General features: G+C 36.6%; 24 protein-coding genes. 15 read left to right on the plus strand and 9 right to left on the minus strand.

All coding sequences use genetic code 11. From position 1 onward, the window contains the following. Positions 1-5: 5 nt before the first annotated feature. Positions 6-215 carry a hypothetical protein gene (locus ACORHT_RS03410; protein WP_006148878.1) on the minus strand — a complete coding sequence of 70 codons (210 nt, stop codon included), beginning with the start codon at positions 213-215 and terminating at the stop codon, positions 6-8. A gap of 260 nt (positions 216-475) precedes the next feature. Between ACORHT_RS03410 and ACORHT_RS03415 the strand changes: the two genes are divergently transcribed. From ACORHT_RS03415 to ACORHT_RS03430, 4 genes are all read left to right on the plus strand, one after another. Next, positions 476-2,359: an Eco57I restriction-modification methylase domain-containing protein gene (locus ACORHT_RS03415; RefSeq protein WP_434350612.1), complete on the plus strand. Its 1,884-nt coding sequence runs from the start codon at positions 476-478 to the stop codon at positions 2,357-2,359. Continuing rightward, a complete protein-coding gene (locus tag ACORHT_RS03420; RefSeq protein ID WP_434350613.1) occupies positions 2,356-5,604 on the plus strand; it encodes a DEAD/DEAH box helicase family protein in 3,249 nt (1,082 codons plus the stop codon). Before ACORHT_RS03415 ends, ACORHT_RS03420 begins: the two co-directional genes overlap by 4 nt. 122 nt (positions 5,605-5,726) lie before the next feature. Next, the gene (locus tag ACORHT_RS03425) at positions 5,727-6,578 is read left to right on the plus strand and encodes a DNA/RNA non-specific endonuclease (RefSeq protein WP_434350614.1); all 852 of its coding nucleotides are present in this window, start codon (positions 5,727-5,729) and stop codon (positions 6,576-6,578) included. A gap of 110 nt (positions 6,579-6,688) precedes the next feature. After that, positions 6,689-7,177 carry a hypothetical protein gene (locus ACORHT_RS03430; protein ID WP_434350615.1) on the plus strand — a complete coding sequence of 163 codons (489 nt, stop codon included), beginning with the start codon at positions 6,689-6,691 and terminating at the stop codon, positions 7,175-7,177. 220 nt (positions 7,178-7,397) lie between these two features. Here ACORHT_RS03430 and ACORHT_RS03435 read toward each other — a convergent pair whose 3' ends face one another. Continuing rightward, positions 7,398-7,862 carry a helix-turn-helix domain-containing protein gene (locus ACORHT_RS03435; RefSeq protein ID WP_247932913.1) on the minus strand — a complete coding sequence of 155 codons (465 nt, stop codon included), beginning with the start codon at positions 7,860-7,862 and terminating at the stop codon, positions 7,398-7,400. Positions 7,863-8,552: 690 nt separating this feature from the next. Here ACORHT_RS03435 and ACORHT_RS03440 point away from each other — a divergent pair. Genes ACORHT_RS03440 through ACORHT_RS03460 form a run of 5 tightly spaced genes read left to right on the plus strand, consistent with a single transcriptional unit; the run spans position 8,553 to position 11,651 of the window. Then, positions 8,553-8,975 (plus strand): hypothetical protein, encoded by a 423-nt coding sequence (locus ACORHT_RS03440; RefSeq protein ID WP_254723985.1) that lies wholly within the window; start codon positions 8,553-8,555, stop codon positions 8,973-8,975. Further along, positions 8,962-10,023: a replication initiation factor domain-containing protein gene (locus tag ACORHT_RS03445; RefSeq protein ID WP_254723986.1), complete on the plus strand. Its 1,062-nt coding sequence runs from the start codon at positions 8,962-8,964 to the stop codon at positions 10,021-10,023. The genes ACORHT_RS03440 and ACORHT_RS03445 overlap by 14 nt, the downstream gene beginning before the upstream one ends. A gap of 2 nt (positions 10,024-10,025) precedes the next feature. After that, positions 10,026-10,262 (plus strand): hypothetical protein, encoded by a 237-nt coding sequence (locus ACORHT_RS03450; protein ID WP_434350616.1) that lies wholly within the window; start codon positions 10,026-10,028, stop codon positions 10,260-10,262. Next, positions 10,250-10,468, plus strand: coding sequence for a DUF3173 family protein (locus ACORHT_RS03455; RefSeq protein WP_049519936.1), 219 nt, complete (start codon positions 10,250-10,252; stop codon positions 10,466-10,468). The genes ACORHT_RS03450 and ACORHT_RS03455 overlap by 13 nt, the downstream gene beginning before the upstream one ends. Continuing rightward, complete coding sequence (locus ACORHT_RS03460) at positions 10,461-11,651, plus strand: tyrosine-type recombinase/integrase (protein ID WP_434350617.1); 1,191 nt, start codon at positions 10,461-10,463, stop codon at positions 11,649-11,651. Before ACORHT_RS03455 ends, ACORHT_RS03460 begins: the two co-directional genes overlap by 8 nt. 29 nt (positions 11,652-11,680) lie before the next feature. Here ACORHT_RS03460 and ACORHT_RS03465 read toward each other — a convergent pair whose 3' ends face one another. Then, positions 11,681-11,944: a hypothetical protein gene (locus ACORHT_RS03465; RefSeq protein WP_254723988.1), complete on the minus strand. Its 264-nt coding sequence runs from the start codon at positions 11,942-11,944 to the stop codon at positions 11,681-11,683. A gap of 105 nt (positions 11,945-12,049) precedes the next feature. Here ACORHT_RS03465 and ACORHT_RS03470 point away from each other — a divergent pair, with 105 nt between their 5' ends. After that, on the plus strand, positions 12,050-12,226 hold the full coding sequence (locus tag ACORHT_RS03470) for a hypothetical protein (RefSeq protein WP_167745184.1): 177 nt from the start codon (positions 12,050-12,052) through the stop codon (positions 12,224-12,226). A gap of 81 nt (positions 12,227-12,307) precedes the next feature. Here the strand turns inward: ACORHT_RS03470 and guaA are convergent, their stop codons facing one another. Then, positions 12,308-13,870: a glutamine-hydrolyzing GMP synthase gene (guaA, locus tag ACORHT_RS03475; protein ID WP_000182006.1), complete on the minus strand. Its 1,563-nt coding sequence runs from the start codon at positions 13,868-13,870 to the stop codon at positions 12,308-12,310. Between the two features lie 140 nt (positions 13,871-14,010). On the opposite strand from guaA, the gene ACORHT_RS03480 reads away from it, so the two are divergent. Beyond that, positions 14,011-14,709 carry a GntR family transcriptional regulator gene (locus tag ACORHT_RS03480; protein WP_153225419.1) on the plus strand — a complete coding sequence of 233 codons (699 nt, stop codon included), beginning with the start codon at positions 14,011-14,013 and terminating at the stop codon, positions 14,707-14,709. 238 nt (positions 14,710-14,947) lie between these two features. Then, positions 14,948-16,138, plus strand: coding sequence for a methionine adenosyltransferase (gene metK / locus ACORHT_RS03485; protein ID WP_414274080.1), 1,191 nt, complete (start codon positions 14,948-14,950; stop codon positions 16,136-16,138). Between the two features lie 34 nt (positions 16,139-16,172). On the opposite strand, the gene ACORHT_RS03490 is transcribed toward metK, so the two are convergent. From ACORHT_RS03490 to ACORHT_RS03510, 5 genes are all read right to left on the minus strand, one after another. Continuing rightward, positions 16,173-16,805: a GNAT family N-acetyltransferase gene (locus ACORHT_RS03490; RefSeq protein ID WP_434350618.1), complete on the minus strand. Its 633-nt coding sequence runs from the start codon at positions 16,803-16,805 to the stop codon at positions 16,173-16,175. Between the two features lie 226 nt (positions 16,806-17,031). Continuing rightward, positions 17,032-17,331 carry a DUF1827 family protein gene (locus tag ACORHT_RS03495; RefSeq protein ID WP_434350619.1) on the minus strand — a complete coding sequence of 100 codons (300 nt, stop codon included), beginning with the start codon at positions 17,329-17,331 and terminating at the stop codon, positions 17,032-17,034. Positions 17,332-17,394: 63 nt separating this feature from the next. Then, positions 17,395-17,844 carry an NUDIX hydrolase gene (locus ACORHT_RS03500; protein WP_434350620.1) on the minus strand — a complete coding sequence of 150 codons (450 nt, stop codon included), beginning with the start codon at positions 17,842-17,844 and terminating at the stop codon, positions 17,395-17,397. An 88-nt stretch (positions 17,845-17,932) separates the two neighbouring features. Beyond that, entirely contained in the window at positions 17,933-20,182 is a 2,250-nt protein-coding gene (locus ACORHT_RS03505; protein WP_434350621.1) for an AAA family ATPase, read from the minus strand. A 538-nt stretch (positions 20,183-20,720) separates the two neighbouring features. Continuing rightward, positions 20,721-20,951, minus strand: coding sequence for a DUF1797 family protein (locus tag ACORHT_RS03510; protein ID WP_000443576.1), 231 nt, complete (start codon positions 20,949-20,951; stop codon positions 20,721-20,723). Between the two features lie 190 nt (positions 20,952-21,141). Here ACORHT_RS03510 and ACORHT_RS03515 point away from each other — a divergent pair, with 190 nt between their 5' ends. From ACORHT_RS03515 to ACORHT_RS03525, 3 genes are all read left to right on the plus strand, one after another. Further along, positions 21,142-21,825 (plus strand): amino acid ABC transporter permease, encoded by a 684-nt coding sequence (locus ACORHT_RS03515; RefSeq protein ID WP_434350622.1) that lies wholly within the window; start codon positions 21,142-21,144, stop codon positions 21,823-21,825. Continuing rightward, positions 21,825-22,559, plus strand: a complete 735-nt coding sequence (locus tag ACORHT_RS03520; protein ID WP_434350623.1) for an amino acid ABC transporter ATP-binding protein — start codon at positions 21,825-21,827, stop codon at positions 22,557-22,559. The genes ACORHT_RS03515 and ACORHT_RS03520 overlap by 1 nt, the downstream gene beginning before the upstream one ends. Before the next feature lie 529 nt (positions 22,560-23,088). Then, complete coding sequence (locus tag ACORHT_RS03525; RefSeq protein ID WP_434350624.1) at positions 23,089-23,946, plus strand: bifunctional methylenetetrahydrofolate dehydrogenase/methenyltetrahydrofolate cyclohydrolase; 858 nt, start codon at positions 23,089-23,091, stop codon at positions 23,944-23,946. Positions 23,947-24,147: the final 201 nt, after the last annotated feature.

Below are 24,147 nucleotides of genomic sequence, written 5' to 3' on the forward strand. Positions count from 1 at the left end.
TTTCTTTACGATGATTTCCAGAAAAATTTCCTATAAATTTTAGCAATCGTTAAAACGATAACGTAAACGATACCCAAGATGGTTAAAACAAATTTTCCAGGACTCACTTCTGATCCGATAATAAAGATATGAAAGAGAGGAGCGAGGCCAATGCACACGTATATCAGATAAGTAACAAGGTTTAATTCACCAAATCCTGCAAAAAAATCTTTCATTTAAATTTTCCTACAATATACTTTTAATATGAGTATACTATAAATAAAAGAAAAGAACAAAAGATAAATCAATAAAAATAAAAGACCTGAAGTAGAGCTGGTTAGGCTTTTATCAGGTGTTTTTTGATGAAGTTATCTTAAAAAGAAATAAACACACTGGGACGAGTATCTCAGTGTGTTTTTGTGGTAAAATATAATAGATTAATAAATGAAAAATACGTATTTTTAGAAATTCCATTAAAAACAAGAAAGGTTGCTTTATGGCAATAGATATTAGTGAAGAACAGTTGGCTATGGAGTCGGCTGACTTATTAAAAATTCTTTTAAAAGATCGAACGACCAAGAAAAATATTGTTTGGGCGACTCATTCTTATGAATTGTTGGGAAAGGGCTTTGCTCCAAGTGATCGCATCACTCCAAGTAGGGTGACGGGAACCTATGCAAACTTGATTCAACCCCGATCAGAAAAGTCTAAGTATGAACAAAAAGACCGAACCAAGATTAGAGCCGAAGTTTTTACGCCAACTTGGTTAGTTGAAAAGCAAAATGGCTACGTGGAAGCTGAACTTGAAGCTCTGGGTCTTGAAGATTATATCCAAGTGCGCTGGCTAGAAATTACCTGTGGTGAAGCGCCTTATATGGTTACTCGCTATGATACAGTGACTGGTGAGGAAATTCCATTATCTGAACGAGTTGGTTTTGTTGATAGAAAATTGCAATGCCTTAGTCGTGAGGTTTCAGATGAAGCTACCTTCTATAAACTTGTAAAAGAAGCTTATCGTGCTTCCTATGGCTATGAGTATCAAGGGGATTCGCTGCTTTTGGCGCGTGAAAATCTATTAGCGACCTTTGAGGACTACTATCTTGCAAAGACTGGAAATCAACCGACCTTAGAGCAAAAGAAAGAAATTGCGACTATTATATCCTACAATGTCTTTCAGATGGATGGACTGAATAGAATCAGTCCTTACTCAGCTAGACAAGAGCAATCTCAACAGCTAAGCTTGTTTTCAGATGAGCTAGAAGTTCAAGAAGCAGAAGAATCTAAAACCCAAATCAAAGACTGGAAAAAGAATAAAATGATAGGTTTTGAGTGCCTATCTAGTGAGGAAAGTGAAATGAAATTTGATGTCGTGATAGGAAATCCGCCGTATCAAGAGGAAATTGAAGGAGCAAATACTCAAACAAGGCCTATTTATCATTTCTTTATAGATGAATCTTATAAAATTTCAGATAAAACTGTGTTAGTTACTCCAGCTAGATTCCTTGCAAACACAGGAGGAACTCCCAAAAAATGGAATTATAAAATGTTAAATAGTAGACATTTAAAAGTTAAATTCTATGAATTAAAGAGTAATAAAGTTTTTCCTGGGACAGATATTAAAGGCGGTGTTGTGATTACGTATCATGATAAGAATAAAGAATTTGAAGCTATCGAGACTTTCATCTCCGATCCTTTACTTGATAGTATCTATAGGAAAGTTAAAAAGCTTCAAGAACCATCACTATCAGGAATTATGTATGGCTCAGATAGTCACAAGTTGACAGACATTATGTTTGAAGATTTTCCGGAACTAATCTCTAGAACTGATTTAAGTCACAGAAAAGCTGTTTCTACAAATATTTTTGAACGATACCCTGAGGTATTTAAAGATAAAGTAGATTCGAAGACAGAATATGTTCAAATAATTGGACGAGAGAAAAACGGGCGCTCTGTAAAATATCTAAAAAAAGAATATTTACGAGAGCATCCTAACTTGCTCTTTTGGAAAATTATTTTACCAAAGGCAAATGGTAGCGGTGCATTAGGGGAAGTACTATCAACACCCCTAATCGGGGAACCCCTAATCGGGTATTCCCAAACGTTTATATCTATTGGAAAGTTTGACACAAAAATAGAAGCAGAGGCTTGTTTTAAGTATATTAAAACTAAATTTGCTAGAGTTATGTTAGGTATTTTGAAATTGACGCAAGACAATCCTCCAGCAACTTGGGCTAAAGTCCCTCTCCAAGACTTTACGGTCAATTCGGACATTGATTGGACACAATCAGTGGCTGATATTGACCGTCAGCTCTATCAAAAATATGATCTTTCTCCTGAAGAGATTTCCTTTATTGAGACTCATGTAAGGGAGATGGATTGATGGTAGAAATTAAAACTTCTAAAGAGATTCATCCTAAAATCTATGCTTACACCACCCCTACGGTAACAAGCAATGAGGGCTGGATTAAGATTGGGTATACTGAGCGTGATGTGACGAAACGGATTAAAGAACAAACGCATACTGCTCATATAGATACAGATGTCTTATGGACTGGTGATGCAGCTTATACGGAAGAACCTGATAAGGGAAAGACTTTTAAGGACCATGATTTCCACCATTTCCTTTCTTTCCATGATGTGGAACGTCGCCCTAAGACGGAATGGTTTTACTTTAATGGGACACCTGAGAAATCTAAAAATCTTTTTGATAAGTTTGTTCAGCATGATTTGTCAGGTTATCAGCCTGGACAAGGACAGGACTATACTCTGCGACAAGAGCAAGAAGAAGCAGTTTCTAAAACCTTAGCTTATTTCAAGAATCATCCAGGAGGTAAGTTCCTCTGGAATGCCAAGCCACGCTTTGGTAAAACCTTATCTACCTATGACCTAGCTCGTCGAATGGATGCTGTCAATGTCCTGATTGTAACCAATCGACCTGCAATAGCTAACTCATGGTATGATGATTTTGAAAAATTCATAGCAGGCCAAACGACTTACAAGTTTGTTTCAGAAACAGACAGTCTTAAAAATCGGCCAACCTTGTCACGAAAAGAATTTGTTGGCATTTTAGATGACGATGTAAGACAACTTGCTTTTATCAGTCTCCAAGACTTGAAAGGCTCTGCTTATCTTGGTGGAGAGCACAATAAACTCAAATGGGTGACAGACCTTCATTGGGATTTGTTGGTTATCGATGAAGCTCACGAAGGAGTTGATACCTTCAAGACAGATCAGGCCTTTAATAAAATCCGTCGAAACTTTACCTTGCATCTATCAGGAACTCCATTTAAGGCACTAGCTAAGGGAGAATTTACCGAGGAGCAGATCTACAACTGGTCTTATGCGGATGAACAGTCTGCCAAATCAACTTGGTCTCCTGAACAAGAAGAGGAAAATCCATATGAAAGCTTGCCTCAGTTAAATCTCTTTACCTATCAAATGTCTCAGATGATTGGTGAGAAGTTAGAAAAAGGGGCTCAGCTCGATGGAGAGAACATCGACTATGCTTTTGACTTGAGTGAATTTTTCGCTACAGATGATAAAGGGAAATTTATCCATGAGCAAGATGTCAGAAATTGGTTAGATACTCTATCAAGCAATGAAAAATATCCATTTTCAACCAAAGAACTTCGGAACGAACTCAAGCATACTTTTTGGCTCCTAGAACGTGTAGCCTCAGCTAAAGCTTTAAAAGTTCTACTAGAAGAACATCCCATCTATGAAAACTATGAGATTGTGTTAGCTGCTGGTGACGGGCGTATGTCCGAGGATGACGATAAAGTCAAACTCAAATCCTTGGACTTGGTTAGAAAAGCGATAGCAGAGAATGACAAAACCATTACCCTCTCCGTTGGTCAGTTGACGACAGGTGTGACGATTCCTGAATGGACAGGCGTATTGATGTTATCAAACTTGAAATCACCTGCGCTTTATATGCAAGCTGCCTTCCGTGCTCAAAATCCATACTCATGGAGCGATAGCAAAGGAAATCATTTCCGCAAAGAAAGAGCCTATGTATTTGACTTTGCGCCAGAAAGAACCCTGATTCTCTTTGATGAGTTTGCGAATAACTTATCACTTGCAACTGCAGGAGGTGGAGGAACTTCAGCAACTCGCGAAGAAAATATCAGAGAACTCTTAAATTTCTTCCCTGTCATAGCAGAAGACCGTGCAGGCAAGATGGTTGAAATTGATGCTAAGGCAGTTCTGACTATACCTCGTCAAATAAAAGCTAGAGAAGTCCTCAAACGAGGATTTATGTCCAATCTCCTTTTCGATAATATTAGTGGCATTTTCCAAGCCAGTCAAACCGTTCTAGACATTTTAAATGAACTACCAGTAGAAAAGGAAGGCAAGTTACAAACATCTTCTGATCTACTAGATTTTTCAGATGTTACAGTGGATGATGAGGGCAATGCAGTTGTTGACCATGAAATCGTGATCAATCAACAGACACGACTTTTTGGTGAAAAAATTTATAGACTTAGTCAGTCCGTTACAGATTTGGTCAGTACGGATGAGGACAAAACTCAAAAACAGCTAGTCAATGACTTAAGCAAGACAGTTTCTCCAGTGATTGTAGAAGAATTGGATGCAGGCTATGACCTTAAAACGAGGGAAAAAGAACAAATCAAGAAACAAATTGCAGCAACATTTGAGAACGAAGTTCGAAAAAATGAGATTGAACGTAAAATTATTGAAGCTCATATCAAGGAAGAGTTGCAACAACAACTCAAGGAAACAAATGAAAAGGATCAGAAAGATAAGATTCAAGAAGATCTTGAAAAACGTATAGAAGAAAATAATCTCATTCACAAAGAAAAACTGGAACAAACACTTAAAAAAGAAGTGGAAAAGATGCCTGAGAAGTTTATTGAACAGGTTGAGATAAAACGTGTGGAACAGTTGAAACAATCAGCTCAGGATGAGATTCGTGATCACCTTAGAGGCTTTGCACGAACAATTCCTAGCTTTATCATGGCCTATGGTGATCAATCTCTAACACTTGATAATTTTGACACCTTTGTTCCTGAGCATGTCTTCTTTGAAGTGACTGGTATTACGATTGACCAATTTCGTTATCTAAGAGATGGTGGGCAAGATTTTGCTGGACATCTATTCGATCGAGCAACATTCGATGAGGCCATTCAAGAATTTCTTCGCAAGAAAGAGGAGTTGGCAGATTATTTTAAAGATCAAAAAGAAGATATTTTTGACTATATTCCACCACAGAAAACCAACCAGATTTTCACTCCGAAACGTGTGGTGAAGAGGATGGTAGATGATCTTGAAAAAGAAAACCCAGGAATCTTTGATGATCCATCTAAGACATTTATTGATTTGTACATGAAGTCAGGTCTCTATATTGCTGAACTTGTTAAGCGACTATATAACAGCAATGGCTTGAAAGAAGCCTTTCCAAATCCTGGAGACCGCTTAAAACATATCCTAGAAAACCAAGTTTATGGATTTGCACCGTCCGAAATTATCTATAACATTTCAACTAATTTTATCTTTGGAAACCTTTCCCAAGATATCAGTAGAAAGAACTTTGTTCTAGCAGATACAATTCCAGCTGCCAAAGAAGGTAGGATTAAGGAATTGGTAGATAAATATTTTGGGTAGGATAGTGGATTTTTTTATCTTTGAAGAGGGGGGTATGAGTCCCCTTTTCTTATATCAGTTCTCAGAATTTCATACGATTAATAGAGGAAAACGGATTATACTTTTAATAAGGGAGGAATATAATGGGCAATCGTGATACGTATACTTATGAATTAAAGCCTTCTGAAGATGCGATTCAAAAGTCCTACAATGATTACCTTGAGTTAAAGGAATTACTTGAAAAATCCAAATATCATAGTGGGGGTTTTTATTTTCTAAACAACAATAAAATATTCAACGAAGAAAATAAGCCTAAATTTTGTAATTATCAAATTAAGTTGGAAACTAGTTCGGGAATAAATTGTTTTATTAGAAGAATAGAAGTAAGATTATCTAAGGATTACAAAATTGAAGAAACTTTAACTAATGACATTTCTAAATCTCAAAGTCAAAATGAAGATAAAAATAGAGGCAAATATTTAAACTGGTCGAAAAAACCGAAAAATGTATACGGGAGACAAACAGATACAGTTACAAAAGCTTGTTATCAAAAAGATACTTTTAACAGGGGACACCTAATTGCAGATTCAATAATCAAATATTCTGAGAGTTTTAATTATAGTAAATGTGAAAACTTTGTCATGATTACAAATTGGTGTAATAGAGCGAATACAATGGATTCAAACAAAATAGCTTGTGGAATGTACTACTTTGAAAAAATGATTCTAGATACATTAAAAATAGATAATACGGCTATACTATATCGCGTTACTTCTGTATTTAAAATTAATGAAAATGAATGTAGACAATCAAACTGTAAGAAATTTGAATACCTTCCTAGAGGTATAATTATAGAAGCTAAGATAAAAGGTGATACTTGTTTCAAGGGGAAAAACGCTCGAGCATTAGAAAAATCGTTTACTACCGAATTCAATGTATTTATTCCAAATGCTCAAAATAATGTAGATATAATCTATGATAAGAAATGCAATTAACCTATAAAGGCATAAGAGGTTAAATAAAAGAATTTTTACCTCTAAACAAATTAGAATGTTTATATCATTGCTTTGCTGTAGCATAAGCTAGAAAGAATAATATTTTATAAATGACTAGATTTAACCGTCAAAGACTTAAACACTGGATTCTTTATTTCATCGAGATATTTATTATCTCATCTTTTATTACGTGGTTATTGGAGAGAAGCCACCCCTCTGGTAGTTTTTATGAAGTGATAGAAAAGTTTTTCCTGTCTTATGGAGCATATCAATTATTGATTTATAGTTCATTATCAATTTTGGATGATATATCAAAAGATAGTGCCTTAATGCTTTTAAGTTTGTTGAAATATTGCTTGCTATATAAGGAAACTGGTAGTGAGCAACTTAAAGCATTAATTAATGAAACAATAGATTATCAGCTTTCATATAAAGTCATGAATAGTGTTAATACAGAAGAAATATTAAAAAAGCTGAAGGAAAATATAGATTCTATCGATAAAGTATATATACAAACTCAACTAATAATGGCTGAACATGATTTTGAGTTTTATCAACTGCAGTGGAGATTATCTATCTTATTAAGAATATTGAAATAGATAAATTTACTATAAAAAATCCCATCAGAATATTTCTGGTGGGATTTTTGGTGGGGAACCAATCAATTTTGATTTATTTTTAACCTTTTATAATAACTGAAAATGCTGTTAAATCAACCATTTCACTTCAAATCATGTTTATAAATCATTCCCACTCACTAAATGTCAGATATTGACTCTTTAGAATAGGTGATTTAACAGTGATTGATAGTACAATAAGCTAGTCTAAAATAGTGTGATTTGATTCGTTTGGTGCTAAATTGGTGTCAGAATATATTTTGTTTATTACACTTTCGATGTATGGGAAAAATTCTTTATTCTTATCAGTATTGAATAATTTAAGCATTTCTGATTTAGGAACACCATGTAAACGTCCAACTTTGAGTGTGGTTTCTATACTTAATAAAGCACTTCCGATAATCTTTTCCATTTCATCTTCAGACATTGCCTTAAGTTCTTGTTGGCTTATATCTTTATATTCTTTATCTATTTTTCCTGTGAGATAGTCTATACTTGTATTAAAGTAAATTGCTATATTACCAAGTTGTGCTAAATTTGGTTCTATGTTTCCCTTTTCCCACCTAGTGATATTAACTCGGTTTACTCCTAAATCGTCAGCTAATTTTTGTTGAGTTAGTTGTTTTTCTTTTCGTAATTCTTTAAGTCGTTCTGAAAAAGTAGCCATAAGTCCTCCTTTGTACAAAAAGTGTACTTTTTTCTTGACAAAAAATGTACACAAATGGTACACTTTAATTGTACACAAAGTGTACTTAAAATAATTATACCAAACTATACAATGTTTGACAAGAAGAGAGGTACATAGCCTATGATTGTATAAAAAAGTCTTTGACGAAAAGTTCCTCAAAGACTAGAATCTTAGCGAATTTAGTTTCTTGTTGCTAGTAGCTAGTAGCTGGTAGCAGGAGCGAAAGCAGAATGCCAGCGACTGCGGACGCCAGCGGTCACTAGCGGTCACTAGCGGTCACTAGCAACTAAGGATAGGTTACTAGTAGCTGGTAGCTAGTAGCAGGAGCGAAAGCGTGAGCCAGCGACTGCGTGTACTAGCGTGTACCAGCGTGTACCAGCGTGTACCAGCGTGTACTAGTCACCTATCAGTAACATAGGATATTTCACAAACTTTTAGTAGAAAATAGACCTACAATCTCTAATAGGTAGGTCTAAAAGACATTGAAGAGCCTTCAAACCCTTGGGAGAGTAGGTACGGAGTGCATTTTATTGAACGAAATCGTATTGGTGCTTAGAACCACAAGGGAATAGAGCCTATTTGATGTCTTTTGCCGAAAGACAAGGATATTTCAGCAAGTGGAAAAAGATTGTGAAATTTTATCAAACATATAGATAAGGAAATATAAAAATGGAAAAATTTAAAATAACAGCAACAAAATTTATTAAAGGTGAATTTGAATTTGACAAGGAGCAATTTGAAATTCCAAAAATACTAAGAGTTGATTTTACAAAAGCTAGAGAAAAATTTGAGTATGTTGAAATTAACGGAGAAAACACAAGAACTGATAGAATTGAAGGTTATACGATTTACTCTAAAGACGGGGAACTGGCTCAATTCTTAGAAGAAAAAGGCATGGTCTCTGAGTTAGATGAATTAAAAGACTTTGTATTTGAAATTTTCGGTGATTTAGAAAAAGTTAAAATGTTTAAAGAAAAAGGTTTAACTCGTTATATTATTTTGACAGACTATGTTATTAAACCAAAATGGAATAAATCAAGAGAATGTTTCGATAGTATTAAATTAGAGGTGAGAGAGTTTGAAGAGGAGTAATACAGTCACTATTGACTGGTTTGCTAATACAGTTAAACCAGTTGATGATGTCGACTATATGAAATCTTGTAAATATGTAATTGAAGAACTATTAAAATTAAATTTTAATGATTTTGTTCTTGAATTGTACGGTACAAACCGATATAATCATCATTTTGCTTATGCAGATATCAAGGTTTATTTTTCTCTTAATGATGATAATTCAATGAATTATGGAATGGGAATATTTACCGAGATGAGAGGGCAAGGGTGTAGACAATATGAACAATTTATGGAAGGTTCGTTTAATAACTGGAGCGCTTTAGTAAGTAGGTATTTAAATGATTGTGCTCATTTTACAAGGCTAGATGTAGCAAATGATATTTATGATGAAAGTTTATCTGTTCAGAAAATATACGAATATTGTAAACAAGGTCTATGCATTAGCTATTCAAAAAAATATGAGTATCATGAAACTGGCAGACTTGAAGATGGAGAAATCGTTGGAGAAACTATAAATATTGGGAAAAAAGGAAGTAACTCTCAACAGTGGGGTGTATATAATAAATTAATGGAACAAGGAGAGAAAGCAAGCGACATAGGAATTTCTTCATGGGTTCGTTCGGAGCTGAGACTATTTGGAGATAAGGCTGTGCTATTTGCTAAAAATATGGCTATGAAGAAACCATTGAAAGATTTGTTTTTCTCTGTATTAGCAAGTCATTATCGTTTTGTTTTATCAGATAAATACTCAATAGATACCAAAAAATCTAGAAGGGAAACTGTTTCATGGTGGAATGAATATATTCAAACAAAGGAGCGTACAAAATTGAAGACAGTTAGAGAAGAAACTACTTTGCTTAAGTCAAAAGAATTTCTAGAAACTCAAGTTGCTCGAACACTTACCAAGGTTTATAAGGCTTATGAGAGGTCACAAGGAGTAGAATCTGCAAATGCTTATATAAATTATTTGTTAGCTCTTGGCCTTGAAAAGATGAATAAAAAAGACTATACAGAAGTCAAAGAATTTTCAGTTGAGCAAAATAACAGTTTTTCGTGGGGGAAATAAAAATGACTAAAAAAATCGTGATGTTCTTTGATGAAAGTTTAGATACTGTTCATAGAGTGATACGATTTGAAAAGCGTATACCGATAAATCAGGAATTGAATAATATTTATATGTTCATGAATGATAAAAATTTATGGATTAGATGTAAAAAAAAGATGCGTGAAAATCAATCACACATCAAAATAAAAAACCAAAATAATTATATCATAAAGAAAGGGGAAAAAGTATGTTTGTTGTAAAAAAAGATTTAATGAAGTTAGGTTTTTCAAGTTGGCAAGCCATGATGTTAGTAAAACAGGCTAAAGCAAAATTAGCTAGTCAAGGTCTAACATGGTATGAAAGTAAAGGCTTAGGACGTGTGCCACTTGAGACGGTAGAAGAAATTTTAGGTGTAAAAATAGATGAGGCAAGTCTAGTGGATATGGAAGTAAAAGAAAATGCCTAAGCTTCCAAACATATATCCATTACAAAATGGAACATATAGAGCCTCTGTATCGCTAGGATTTGATAGTCAGACTGGTAAAAGAATACGTAAATTTAAAACTGGCTTTAAAACTCAAAGAGAGGCTCAAATGTGGCAATTACAGATTCAGGCAGATTTTGGAAAAGGGGCAATATCTACAAATAGTACAATGACCTTTAAAAAGTTCCTAGATGATTATTTTATACCAGACTATAAAAGTCAGGTTAGAAAACGGACTTTTGATATGTCGCAGTCTAAGTTTAAAAGACTTTCATATTTTGAGAATATGAAGTTATCAGATATTTTACCACCTCATGTTAAGCAGTGGCAAAATTCAATGTTTATAGAGGGATTATCTAATAATTATATTCGTTCTGTTCATCAAATTTTACAACAGGTCTTTGATTTAGCAGTTAAACTAGGTATGTTATCAAATAATGTTGCTAAAACGGTAGGAAACGTAAAAAAAGACCGTCCTAAAGTTGATTTTTGGACGGTGGAAGAATTTCAGCTATTCATTAGTACATTTGATAAATCTAATATCTATGAATTATTGTACTTTACTACATTTTGGTTTTTCTTTATGACTGGAGTTAGAACAAGTGAATTACAAGCTATTGAATGGTCGAAAATTGACTTTGAAAAAGGGACTGTTTTAATAGACTGTTCCATGTATTATAAAAGCCAAAAAGAGTGGTATCTTACCGATACAAAATCTATATCAGGTGTAAGGCTTTTGTATCTTGATGATGATACATTAGAACATTTGAAATATTGGAAGAAAGCACAATCTCAAATAGGGGAATGTAAATTTGTATTTTCCATAGCTGATAGTCCATTGGTAAAATCAACTCTTAAACGTGTTCTAAAATCTCATAGTGATTACGCAAAAATAAAATCAATTAGGATCCACGATTTAAGACACTCTCATGCCAGCTTTATGCTCTCTTTAGGAATGAATGATTTAGAAATGCAAAATCGTTTAGGACACGCTGATATTAAGACCACACTTGGAACGTACTCTCATTTAAGACCAAATGCAATGAAAGAAGTGGCAACTAGAATGACTGGAAAAGTAGTGGTGAGTGAAAATAATATCAGAAAAAGTAAATTTAATGGCAATCAGCATACTAAAAAATTTCAATCTAAAGTTTTATCTGACTAGCAAAGTCTGTCTGATTAAACTTTTGATTCCTACGGTAAACTATTAGTGTTTACCGTATTTTTTATCTCTTTCCATGTTTCAAGATAATTATCTCGATTTAATTCAATTTGTTTCTGTGCAAAACGAATATCATAATCTGCTAAATCTATATTTTCTATAACTTCACTTGTAAGAATATTAAAAATTCCAATCAATTCTTCATCATCATACATTTTTAGAAGTGGGATATTTTGTTCTTTATTTGAATCAGATTTTGATATTTCTAAAGTAGTTTTACCAAATTCTTTAAGCATTTTATTTCCTCTTCTATTTTTTCTTATTATATCATATTTGAAATTTATCAAATTAGTTGATGTAAGTATTTTTTTATGTATAATTTATATTAGGGGGGTATCATAATGAGAAAACAAGATTTGATTAGTGAGTTTGAATTTAAAAATGATTTATATCGTGTTTATGAATTAGATGAAAATGATAGTGATTATGACAGAATTGTTAGAGAATCAAAGAAGGGTAAGTATGTAGAGAGTACCAAAAATGTTAAAAAGATTTTAGATTTAGACATTGAAAAATAGTTTTTGGTGCTAAATTGGTGCTAATAGGAAAATAAAAACGCTGAAATCATTGATTTCAAGCGTTTTCTTGAATAACTTACTCTACTCCCACTCAACGGTTGCAGGTGGTTTACTTGTAATATCGTAGACGATGCGGTTAACGTGGTCAACTTCATTTACGATGCGCACAGAGATTTTTTGGAGGACTTCCCAAGGGATCTTAGCGAAGTCAGCTGTCATTCCATCGATAGAAGTGATGGCACGGATAGCAATTGTATAGTCATAAGTACGACCGTCACCCATAACCCCTACTGAACGAACGCCAGTATTAACAGTGAAGTATTGCCAGATATCGCGGTCAAGACCAGCTTTAGCGATTTCTTCACGAAGGATAGCGTCTGATTCACGAACTGTTTCAAGCTTTTCTTCAGTGATTTCACCCATGACACGGATAGCAAGCCCTGGACCTGGGAATGGTTGGCGCCATACGATGTGGTCTGGCATACCAAGCTCAGTACCGAGTGCACGAACTTCATCCTTGTAAAGAGTGTTAAGTGGTTCGATGAGTTCAAACTGCATATCTTCAGGAAGTCCACCTACGTTGTGATGAGACTTGATGGTTTGAGCAGTATCGGTACCAGACTCAATCACGTCAGTATAAAGAGTTCCTTGAGCAAGGAATTTCACATCTGTTAGTTTGCTTGCTTCGTCATCAAAGACATAAACAAACTCGTTACCGATAATCTTCCGTTTTTGTTCAGGATCAGATACACCAGCCAATTTATCAAGGAAACGTTTAGCAGCATCTGCTTTGACAATGTTCAAACCAAACTTACCACCAAGCATATCCATAACTTGGTCAGCTTCACCTTTACGGAGAAGACCGTGGTCTACAAAAATACAGATCAATTGATCCCCGATGGCTTTTTGGAGCAGAACCCCAACAACAGAAGAGTCAACACCACCTGAAAGACCAAGGAGAACACGTTTGTCTCCAACCTTTTCACGGATTTGTTTGATTTGCATCTCGATAAAGTTATCCATAGTCCAGTCACCTTTGGCACCACAGATATTCAAGGCAAAGTTACGAAGGATATCATAGCCGTGAACTGAATGACGAACCTCTGGGTGGAATTGGATACCATAGATTTTCTTGTCTGGATTTTCGATTGATGCATAAGGACAGTCAGCTGATGTACCAGTACGGATAAAGTCAGCTGGAATTTCAGTAACAGCATCCCCGTGGCTCATCAAGACAAGTTGTTCTTCTGGAGTTCCGGCAAAAAGAGCAGACTCAGTGTGAGTAAGAGTGGATTGTCCGTATTCACGGTTACCAGCGTCACCTGCAGGAACAACCTTACCACCAAGCTTGTGTGTCAATAGTTGCATACCGTAGCAGATTCCTAAAATTGGAATTCCAAGTTCAAAAATCTCTGGATCAATATCAAATGATCCTTCTTCGTAAACAGAGTTTGGACCACCTGAAAGTACAATCCCGATAGGATTGATAGCACGGACTTCGTCAGCCGAAATCTTGTGACTTTTTAGTTCTGAAAAGACACCAATCTCACGGATACGACGTGAGATAAGTTGGTTATACTGGCTACCATAGTCCAGTACGATGATCTTTTCGACATCTTGCAAATCAGTTGAAATGTTGGTCATCTTTTCCCTTTCTTAAAAGAAATATCTTCTTGAATATTCTATCATAAATGCCCCAGAATTACCAACCAAACAAGTGCAGTTTGACTTTTCCCCATGAGATAGGGTACAATGGAAAAAATAAAGAAAAGAAGTGAGCAAGCATGTTACCAGCTTATATGAAAATTCACGACCAAATCAAAAAAGGTATTGACGAGGGAAATTGGAAAATTGGAGAGAGACTCCCAAGCGAGAGAGACTTAGCTGAGGAATTTGAGGTTAGCCGTATGACCCTTCGTCAAGCCATCTCCCTTTTGGTCGAGGAAGGAGTTTTGGAGCGTCGTGTGGGTAGCGGGACCTTTGTTTCTAGTACTCGTGTTCAGGAAAAAATGCGTGGAACGACTAGTTTTACGGAAATTGTGAAGGCTCAGGGGAAAACACCATCGAGTCATCTGATTTCCTATCGTCGGACTATTCCTAATGAGCAAGAAGTTGAAAAATTAGGGATCAAGACCACTGAAAATATTATTCGAATGGAACGTGTTCGTTATGCAGATCAAGTTCCGGTAGTCTACGAGGTGGCTTCTATTCCTGAGAAATTTATCAAGAATTTCAAGAAAGAAGAAGTAACCAAACATTTCTTTCAAACCTTACAGAAACATGGTTATCGAATTGGGAAATCTCACCAGACTATTTATGCTCGCTTAGCCAAGGAAAAGATTGCTCATTATCTGGAAGTAGAAAAGGGGCATGCTATTTTAGGACTGACTCAGGTTTCTTACTTTGATGATGGTACAGCTTTTGAGTATGTAAAGAGCCAATACGTCGGAGAACGTTTTGAGTTTTATCTAGAAAATAATTAGTTTTTAAGAAATCTCTTGAAGTTGGGAATCCTATCCACTTTAAGAGTTTTTATTTGCCTAAGATTAGAAAACATTTTCCTTCTGAGAAAAATAGTAATCATACGAGTATTTTTGAAAGATTCGTGTTATAATAGTTAGGTTATATGGTCCCGATAAGGTGGTAGTGAACGTCGTTTATCGATTCTCTACCAGTACTTTGTAACTCTATAACGAATATTTTTTAAGGGGGGACATTTTTATGTCAGAACGTAAATTATTCACGTCTGAATCTGTATCTGAGGGGCATCCAGATAAGATTGCAGACCAAATTTCAGATGCTATTTTGGATGCTATTTTAGAGCAAGATCCAGAAGCCCACGTTGCTGCTGAAACAGCTGTTTATACTGGTTCAGTTCATGTTTTTGGTGAAATTTCAACCAATGCCTATGTAGATATTAACCGTGTGGTACGTGATACGATTGCAGAGATTGGCTATACCAACACTGAGTATGGATTCTCAGCTGAAACAGTAGGAGTTCATCCATCATTGGTAGAGCAATCTCCAGATATCGCCCAAGGTGTTAATGAAGCCTTGGAAGTTCGTGGAAACGCAGATCAAGATCCACTTGATTTGATTGGAGCTGGAGACCAAGGACTCATGTTTGGTTTCGCGGTTAATGAAACTGAAGAACTCATGCCATTGCCAATCTCACTCAGCCACAAGTTGGTTCGTCGTTTGGCAGAGCTTCGTAAGTCTGGTGAAATTAGCTATCTTCGTCCAGATGCTAAATCTCAAGTTACTGTTGAATACGATGAAAATGACCAGCCAGTGCGCGTGGATACAGTTGTTATTTCAACTCAACACGATCCAGAAGTTAGCAACGACCAAATCCATGAAGATGTGATTAACAAGGTTATCAAAGAAGTGATTCCAGCTTCTTATCTTGACGACGAAACTAAATTCTTCATCAATCCAACAGGTCGTTTCGTTATCGGAGGACCTCAAGGAGACTCAGGTTTGACTGGTCGTAAGATCATCGTGGATACTTATGGTGGTTACTCACGTCACGGTGGTGGTGCCTTCTCTGGTAAGGATGCGACTAAGGTTGACCGTTCAGCTTCTTATGCAGCTCGCTACATTGCAAAAAACATCGTTGCTGCTGGTCTTGCTAAGAAAGCAGAAGTTCAATTGGCTTATGCCATTGGTGTAGCCCAACCTGTATCTGTTCGTATCGATACCTTCGGTACTGGAACAGTAGCTGAAAGCAAGCTTGAAAAAGCAGCACGTCAAATCTTTGACCTTCGTCCAGCAGGAATCATTCAAATGCTTGACCTCAAACGTCCAATTTACCGTCAAACAGCGGCTTATGGACACATGGGACGTACAGATATCGATCTTCCATGGGAACGCTTGGATAAGGTTGAAGCCTTGAAAGAAGCAGTTAAATAAAGTAAAAAGGAGTTGATTTAAACTCCTTTTTACTTTATTTATTGATAGTTTTTAAAAAAGCCCAGTTCCCAATGGACTTAGTCCCATACTCTAACTCCATAAAATCTAGCAATACATAATCATTCTTTTTGTAGAATGGAACATTTTTTTCTGTACTGGTAATGAGCCCTAAGCGCTTGCAGCCCTTGGATTTGACATAAGGCTCAACTGCGTCTCTAAGAAAAGCACTGCCCACACCTTGTCCTTTAACGGATGGATTGACTGCAAGGAGCATCAAATACCAGTCAAAGCTATTAGATTTTTTCAAATGTTCTTCGGAACGGTCTACTAGATCAAGATACTTCAAAAAATTTCGTGGGCTAATGTAGCGAAACAGTTTTATGACACCATTTAGCAAGTAAGATAGGATAGAAAAATCGTTTTGTTGTAATAAGGCGACAGCCAGGATTTCTCCGCCTTGTTCAGCTACTAAACAGGTCTCTTCTTTGATATAGAGGCGAGTCAGGAGACTTTCCAATAGTTCTAAAAAAGCAGGATAGTTTTCAGGTTTCTTGAGATCATCTATGATTAGAGTTAAGAATGGATAGTCAAAGAAGCTATCGGCTATTACTTTTCCAATTTTTTGGTATTCGTCTAGCCTTGCTTTTCTGTATACTATGTTCTCCATTTATGGGCTCCTTTTTTAATGTTAGTAAATTATAATAGTAGAATTAATTATTTTGATGATCAAGTACCGAGTTTTTACAAAAATATTGCCAAACTTAGTCAGTTGAAGGATTGTTAGAAAACTCTTTCTGTAACACTGAATCTGATTCTAGAATATCGGATTAGACAGACAAAGAACACTCTAAAAAGTTAGAATTTTTAGAGTGTTGTCCAAATATAGCTAAGTTTTATTTTGTTGGGATTGAGATTTCAATCAATTTTTCAGAGTAGAGGATCTTGATATTAGCTTCATCGATATTTTGCTTGTCAATCTTACGATTCAAGAAAAATTCTTGGATTTTTTCCATTTCTTGTTCGCGGATAGCACGATGTTTATTGGAAATGAGGATTTCATAATGAAGCGGTGCCTGAGTAAAGATAACATCAGTGTTGCCTGCAGAGTAGACTTCTACGAGTGTAGCGTCGGTACTCTCCAGTTGGCTTTTAACAAGGTTTGAGTGAGAATTAGTAGTGTTGATGAGCTTCATAGGCTTTCCTCCTGTGTTTCTATTTCTATTATAGCACTTTTTGGAAAAATTGGAAAAGTTAATTTAAACTTGATGCTGTTTTTTCCAGGCTTCAATTGCCCATTTATGACTGCCACGTTTTAAGTTAGCAATGGCTTCATCGATTGGAAACCAAGCTAGATGATTGAAGTCCTCCAAAGGTTTTTGGATTTCTTGATAAGAAGTAGCTTCGTAGAGATAGGCTGGATTGTAGTAGTAAGTATCACGATGGCTGGAATAGAAATACTCATCTGCTTGACCATAATAAGTGCCAATCTCAGCTGTAAAACCTAATTCTTCAATCAGTTCTCGTTTGAGAGCTTCAAAATGATCTTCGCCTGCTTCAATCTCGCCACCAGGCAAGAACCATGCACCATTTGGAGCTTGAACGAGGATAATCTTTTCATGTGCTGAGTCAGGGATGACTGCATAAACACCATATCTAGTTTTGTAGGTTACACCCTCTTTTCTTTCTCCAAAGGTTGGATTTGTCATAAATTTCTCCTTTATGTGTGCGCTTTCTTTCTATCATATTAAAGAATGCTCTTACTGTCAAGTAAGAACATTCTTTTAGTATGTGGAATTAGTCATTTGAGTCAACTGTTTCCAATTTATTTTTTGATTTAATCATGATTTTACCATTGCTAGTCATGACAGCCTTGAGGTTTTTCTCGCTTGGATTTTCAAGGTAGTAGTCCGTAATGGCATCTTCGATGTAGTCTTGGATGGTACGACGGAGTGGACGAGCTCCCATTTTTGGATCATAACCAAGGTCTACAAGTTTTTCTTTAACCTTATCTGTTACATCCAAATGGATGTTATTGCTTGAGAGTCGTTTATTGACATCATCTAACATGAGATCAACGATTTGAAGGAGATTTTCCTTGCTGAGGGCCTTGAATTCGATAATGCCATCAAAACGGTTCATGAATTCTGGGCTAAAGAAGTTGCCTAATTCTCCAAGAACAGAGTTAGTACGGCCTTCTCTAGCAGCACCAAATCCAACACTAGCTTCTGCCTTACCTGTACCTGCATTTGAGGTCATGATAATGATGGCGTCTTTAAAGCTAACGGTACGACCTTGACCATCCGTTAAACGACCATCGTCCAAGACTTGAAGGAACATATGCATAACATCTGGATGGGCTTTTTCAACTTCATCCAAGAGGATTAGTGAGTAGGGGTTACGACGAACTTTTTCAGTCAATTGACCTGCTTCATCATAACCTACGTATCCTGGAGGGGCACCAACGAGTTTAGCCACGCTGTGTTTTTCCATGTATTCACTCATATCAAAGCGAATCATGCTGTCAGCAGAGCCAAAGAGTTCGATAGCTAGTTGTTTAGAAAGTTCTGTTTTACCGACACCAGTAGGACCAACAAAGAGGAAGCTACCAATTGGACGGTTTGGAGTACCGAGTCCAACACGGTTACGACGGATAGCCTTAGCGATTTTATCAACTGCATCATCTTGACCAATAACATGAGCCTTGAGGTCATCTGCTAGGTTGATCAGTTGAGACTGTTCTTTTTCCTTAAGGTCACCAACTGGGATATTAGTCTTTTGTTCGATGATGTGTTCAATCGTCTTTTCGCTGATGATTGGGGTATCCTGATCCGTTACCTTTGTCTTTTGCATTTCCTTATACTTAGCAATCTGATCACGGAAGTAGGCCGCTTTTTCAAAGTCTTCATCACGAGTTGCCTGAGTTTTAAGATTTTCTGCTTCGATTAGGCGTTGGTCGATAACCTTAGGGTCGACGAAGTTTAGAGTAAGATTCATTTTAGAACCAGCTTCATCTAGAAGGTCGATGGCCTTGTCTGGTAAGAAACGATCTTGGATGTAGCGGTTAGAAAGAGTAGCGGCAGCTTCGATAGCAGCATCGGTATAATGAACGTGGTGGTAATCCTCGTATTTCTTTTGAATACCTTTAAGGATAGTGATTGTTTCTTCCACTGTTGGTTCATCTACCTTAACAGGCTGCATTCGTCGTTCTAAGGCGGCATCTTTTTCGATGATGCGGTATTCATTGAGAGTAGTAGCTCCAACAAGTTGGAGTTCACCACGAGCAAGGGCTGGTTTGAGGATATTTCCTGCATCCATATTGCCATCTCCTGCAGAACCAGCTCCAACAATCTCATGAATCTCGTCAATGAAGAGGATGATATCATCGCGTTTGCGAATTTCCTCCATGAGTTTTTGCATGCGTTCTTCAAACTGGCCACGAATACCTGTGCCTTGGACAAGACTAACGACATCTAAGCGAATGACTTCTTTCCCTTGAAGTTTATGAGGGACATCACCGTCTACAATTTTTTGAGCTAAGCCTTCAACAACAGCGGTCTTACCAACACCAGGTTCTCCGATAAGGACTGGGTTGTTTTTTGTTCTACGGTTAAGAATTTCAATGACGCGGATGATTTCCTCGTCACGACCGATAACAGGGTCAACATTTCCACGACGAGCAATCTCAGTTACATTGATTCCGTACTCTTCCAAGAGTCCTTTTTCTTGGTTAGGTGGAGGAGTTTGAACTGACCCACGATTTTGATGGCCGTAACCACCATTTCCTCCGTATCCGCCACCTGACTGGGTTGGAGGAACATTGTTATTTGATGAAGGTCTAAAGTTGTTCAAATCGTTAAAGAAGTCTCCAAAGGGATCAAAATCACGGTTGTTTAAATCTGTAATTCCTTTAAATAAGCTATTGTTAGGATCAGTTTTGATAATTTTGTAGCAATTTTGACAGAGATCGATTTGCTTTTGTTGACCATTGAGATTGGTATAAAGATGGATTGTTGAGTCATTGATTTTGCAGTTTTGACAGAGCATACCGCCACCTCATTTCTTTCTTAGCACTGACTAAATCTGAAAGGTCAAAAATAGTCAAATGACTGTATAGTTTCATTATATCATGATTATTGGGCAATTCAAGTAAAAAGATTAGGTATTAGCACTTTTGATAATAGAGTGCTAATTTTTTTGAAATCTTATAAACTAGGTCAGCATCACTTGAGTTAGTCTCTTTACGGATCGCATCAGTTTTTTTCTAATTTAAAAGTAAAATTAAGAGCTACTTCTAGCCAATTTTTGAATTTTCATTGAGTTCGCTTAAATATAATTAAGTCTTGAGTATAAGAAAAAATCCTATTTGCAATACAAAAAGGATTCTCGTTAGTGAAGAGGCTGGGACAAAAGTCCTAGCCTCTCAATTGTCTTTGGATTGTCGAGCAAGACGCAGTGGTTGAGTGGGCTCTAATACGCTGATTTCATCAGCTTTTACATCCCTACTCAACTGTGCGGAGGTGGGACGACGAAATCGAATTCTAACGAATTACCGATTTCTGTCCCACTCTCTGTATATCTATTATTAGTATAGAAGTTCGTAAATTTCCATCGCAATCAAGTCGATGCTGTCAAAAGTATATGTTTCACGAGCTTCAACATCACGAAGTGTAAAGATTGGGCCATTTTCTTCATCATGGTTAAAAGCAACTTCAGCTACAACAACTCCCTCGCGCTCAAAGTTACGTTTTAAGTTACCACCATCTTTTGTCATTGCTTCTAGGCGGTTGATGATTCTAACCAAATGTGATTCCATTTAGATTCTCCTCCATTTCTTATCGTTACTATTTTACCATAAAGAGTATCTACTTGACTAGGAAAAACTAAGATTTCTCGCTATTTCTGTTTTCTTTGAAATTTCATTGAAAATATCAGGAAAAGAAGTTGCATTTTTATGCAAAATATGTTATCCTTATACAAGTTTTAAGTTAGAAAGTAGTGTATCTATGAATTTTTCTTTTTTACCTAAATATCTGCCATATTTTAACTATGGTGCCCTCGTAACAGTCTTAATCTCTGTTTTAGTTGTCTTTTTTGGGACGATTTTGGGTGTGCTCCTAGCCTTTGCTCAACGTTCGAAAATCAAACCTCTAGCATGGATTGCCAATATTTATATCTGGATTTTCCGTGGAACACCTATGATGGTCCAGATTATGATTGCATTTGCACTCATGAGTATTGATGCACCGACGATTCAGTTTGGGATTTTAGGGATTGAGCTTTCTCGGTTGATTCCGGGGATTATCATCATTTCAATGAATAGTGGTGCCTACGTATCAGAAACAGTTCGAGCTGGGATTAATGCAGTTCCAAAAGGACAATTAGAAGCAGCTTATTCACTAGGGATTCGTCCTAAAAATGCTATGCGCTATGTCATTCTACCACAGGCAATCAAGAATATCTTGCCAGCCTTGGGGAATGAGTTCATCACCATTATTAAGGATAGCTCGCTCTTGTCAGCTATTGGTGTTATGGAGCTGTGGAATGGAGCTACTACAGTGTCAACGACTACTTACCTGCCCTTAACACCACTCTTATTTGCAGCCTTTTACTACTTAATTATGACATCTATCTTGACAATGGCTTTGAAGGCTTTTGAAAATCGTATGGGACAAGGAAATAAGAAATAATGACAGAAACGCTAATTAAAATTGAAGACCTCCATAAAAACTTTGGCAAAAATGAAGTGCTCAAGGGCATTAACCTAGAAATCAAACAGGGTGAGGTAGTGGTCATTATCGGACCTTCTGGTAGCGGAAAGTCAACCCTCCTTCGCTCCATGAATCTACTCGAAGAAGCGACAAAAGGCAAGGTCATCTTTGAAGGAGTGGATATTACGGATAAGAAAAACGACCTCTTTGCCATGCGTGAAAAGATGGGAATGGTTTTCCAACAATTCAATCTCTTCCCAAATATGACAGTAATGGAAAACATCACGCTTTCTCCTATTAAGACAAAAGGCGAAAGTAAGGCAGTTGCTGAGAAGAGAGCGCATGAGCTCTTGAAAAAGGTTGGTTTGCCAGATAAGGCAGATGCCTATCCACAAAGCTTGTCGGGCGGTCAACAACAGCGGATCGCTATTGCTCGTGGTCTAGCCATGGAGCCAGATGTTTTACTATTTGATGAACCAACTTCTGCTCTAGATCCAGAAATGGTAGGAGAAGTACTAGCAGTTATGCAAGAACTTGCTCAGTCAGGAATGACCATGGTTATCGTAACGCATGAAATGGGCTTTGCTCGTGAGGTGGCAGATCGTGTCATCTTTATGGCTGATGGTGTTGTTGTTGAAGACGGAACTCCAGAGCAAGTCTTTGAACAAACCCAAGAACAAAGAACCAAGGATTTCTTGAGTAAGGTTTTGTAAGAGTTGTAAATTTATATCCATTTCGACTTTTTCTTAGGTAGATAGTTCGATAAGTTATAGCAAAACTTCTTTACTCAGTTTAGATTAAAGTTATAAATAAAAAGTAGGAATCAGAAAACACTGATTCCTACTTTATTTTAGTTAAAACATGAAGCTAATGCTTGTAAGTATACCTAATACTGCGAAAATAATTTTCCAAACTTGGTGGTTCTTTTTGAAAAGCTTATCAGAGTATAGTGCTAGTATAAGAAATATAAAAAATAGTATATATTTATGAAAGATTGACATGTCTATCCTCCTTTTTTGTAAGACTTCCTTTACTTATATTGTACATTATTTTCGATGCAGAATCAAAAAATAATATCTTTATTCTGTGGAGTTCCTTTATCCTCCAGTAAGAGAATGACTAGTCCTGCAACTGAGCTTTTTCTTATAGTTTCAGACTATAAGGTCTCTTAGTCAAGAAGTGTTAGAGTGATAAGCCATTTTTTGATATAATAGAACATATTTGATAGAAAAGAGATGAAACATGACGCAGATTATCGATGGGAAGGCTCTAGCAGCCAAGTTACAAGGGCAGTTGGCTGAAAAGACTGCGAGATTGAAAGAAGAAACAGGATTGGTTCCTGGTTTGGTTGTTATTTTGGTTGGGGACAATCCTGCTAGTCAGGTTTACGTTCGAAACAAGGAACGCTCAGCTATTGCTGCAGGATTCCAGAGTGAAGTTTTGCGAGTTCCTGATACAATTACCCAAGAGGAATTGTTGGATTTGATTGCCAAATACAATCAAGATCCAGCTTGGCATGGGATTTTGGTTCAATTGCCTTTACCAAAACACATCGATGAGGAAGCTGTTTTATTGGCTATTGACCCTGAGAAGGATGTGGATGGTTTTCATCCGCTCAATATGGGACGCCTTTGGTCTGGTCACCCAGTTATGATCCCTTCAACACCTGCCGGGATTATGGAAATGTTTCATGAGTATGGGATTGACTTAGAAGGTAAAAATGCAGTTGTCATTGGTCGTTCTAATATTGTCGGTAAGCCAATGGCTCAGCTTTTATTGGCAAAAAATGCAACTGTAACCTTGACCCACTCTCGCACCCACAATCTAGCCCAAGTAGCTTCTAAAGCAGATATTCTAGTAGTAGCAATCGGTCGTGCCAAGTTTGTGACTGCTGACTTTGTCAAATCTGGAGCAGTTGTCATTGATGTGGGGATGAACCGAGATGAAAATGGCAAGCTTTGTGGCGATGTTGACTATGATGCTGTTGCACCAATTGCTAGTCATATCACCCCCGTACCTGGTGGGGTAGGACCTATGACAATTACCATGCTGATGGAACAGACTTATCAGGCTGCATTGCGTAGCTTAGATAAAGACTAGAAATCAGAGATGGAGGTTAAGTCTTCATCAGTCTTAAAACAGCTGTTAGGATGTTTAAAAGCATTTTTTCAAAGTGTAAGTTAGTTAAAAAAACAAGTTCTGTTAGAAATGGACTTGTTTTTTTCTTGCACTTATTTTAATAAAATTACAGTAAAACTTCTACAAATTATTGAAAATTCTCTACTATTTTGATATATTAAG

The organism is Streptococcus sp. KHUD_014 (assembly GCF_051106275.1).
GTDB lineage: Bacteria > Bacillota > Bacilli > Lactobacillales > Streptococcaceae > Streptococcus.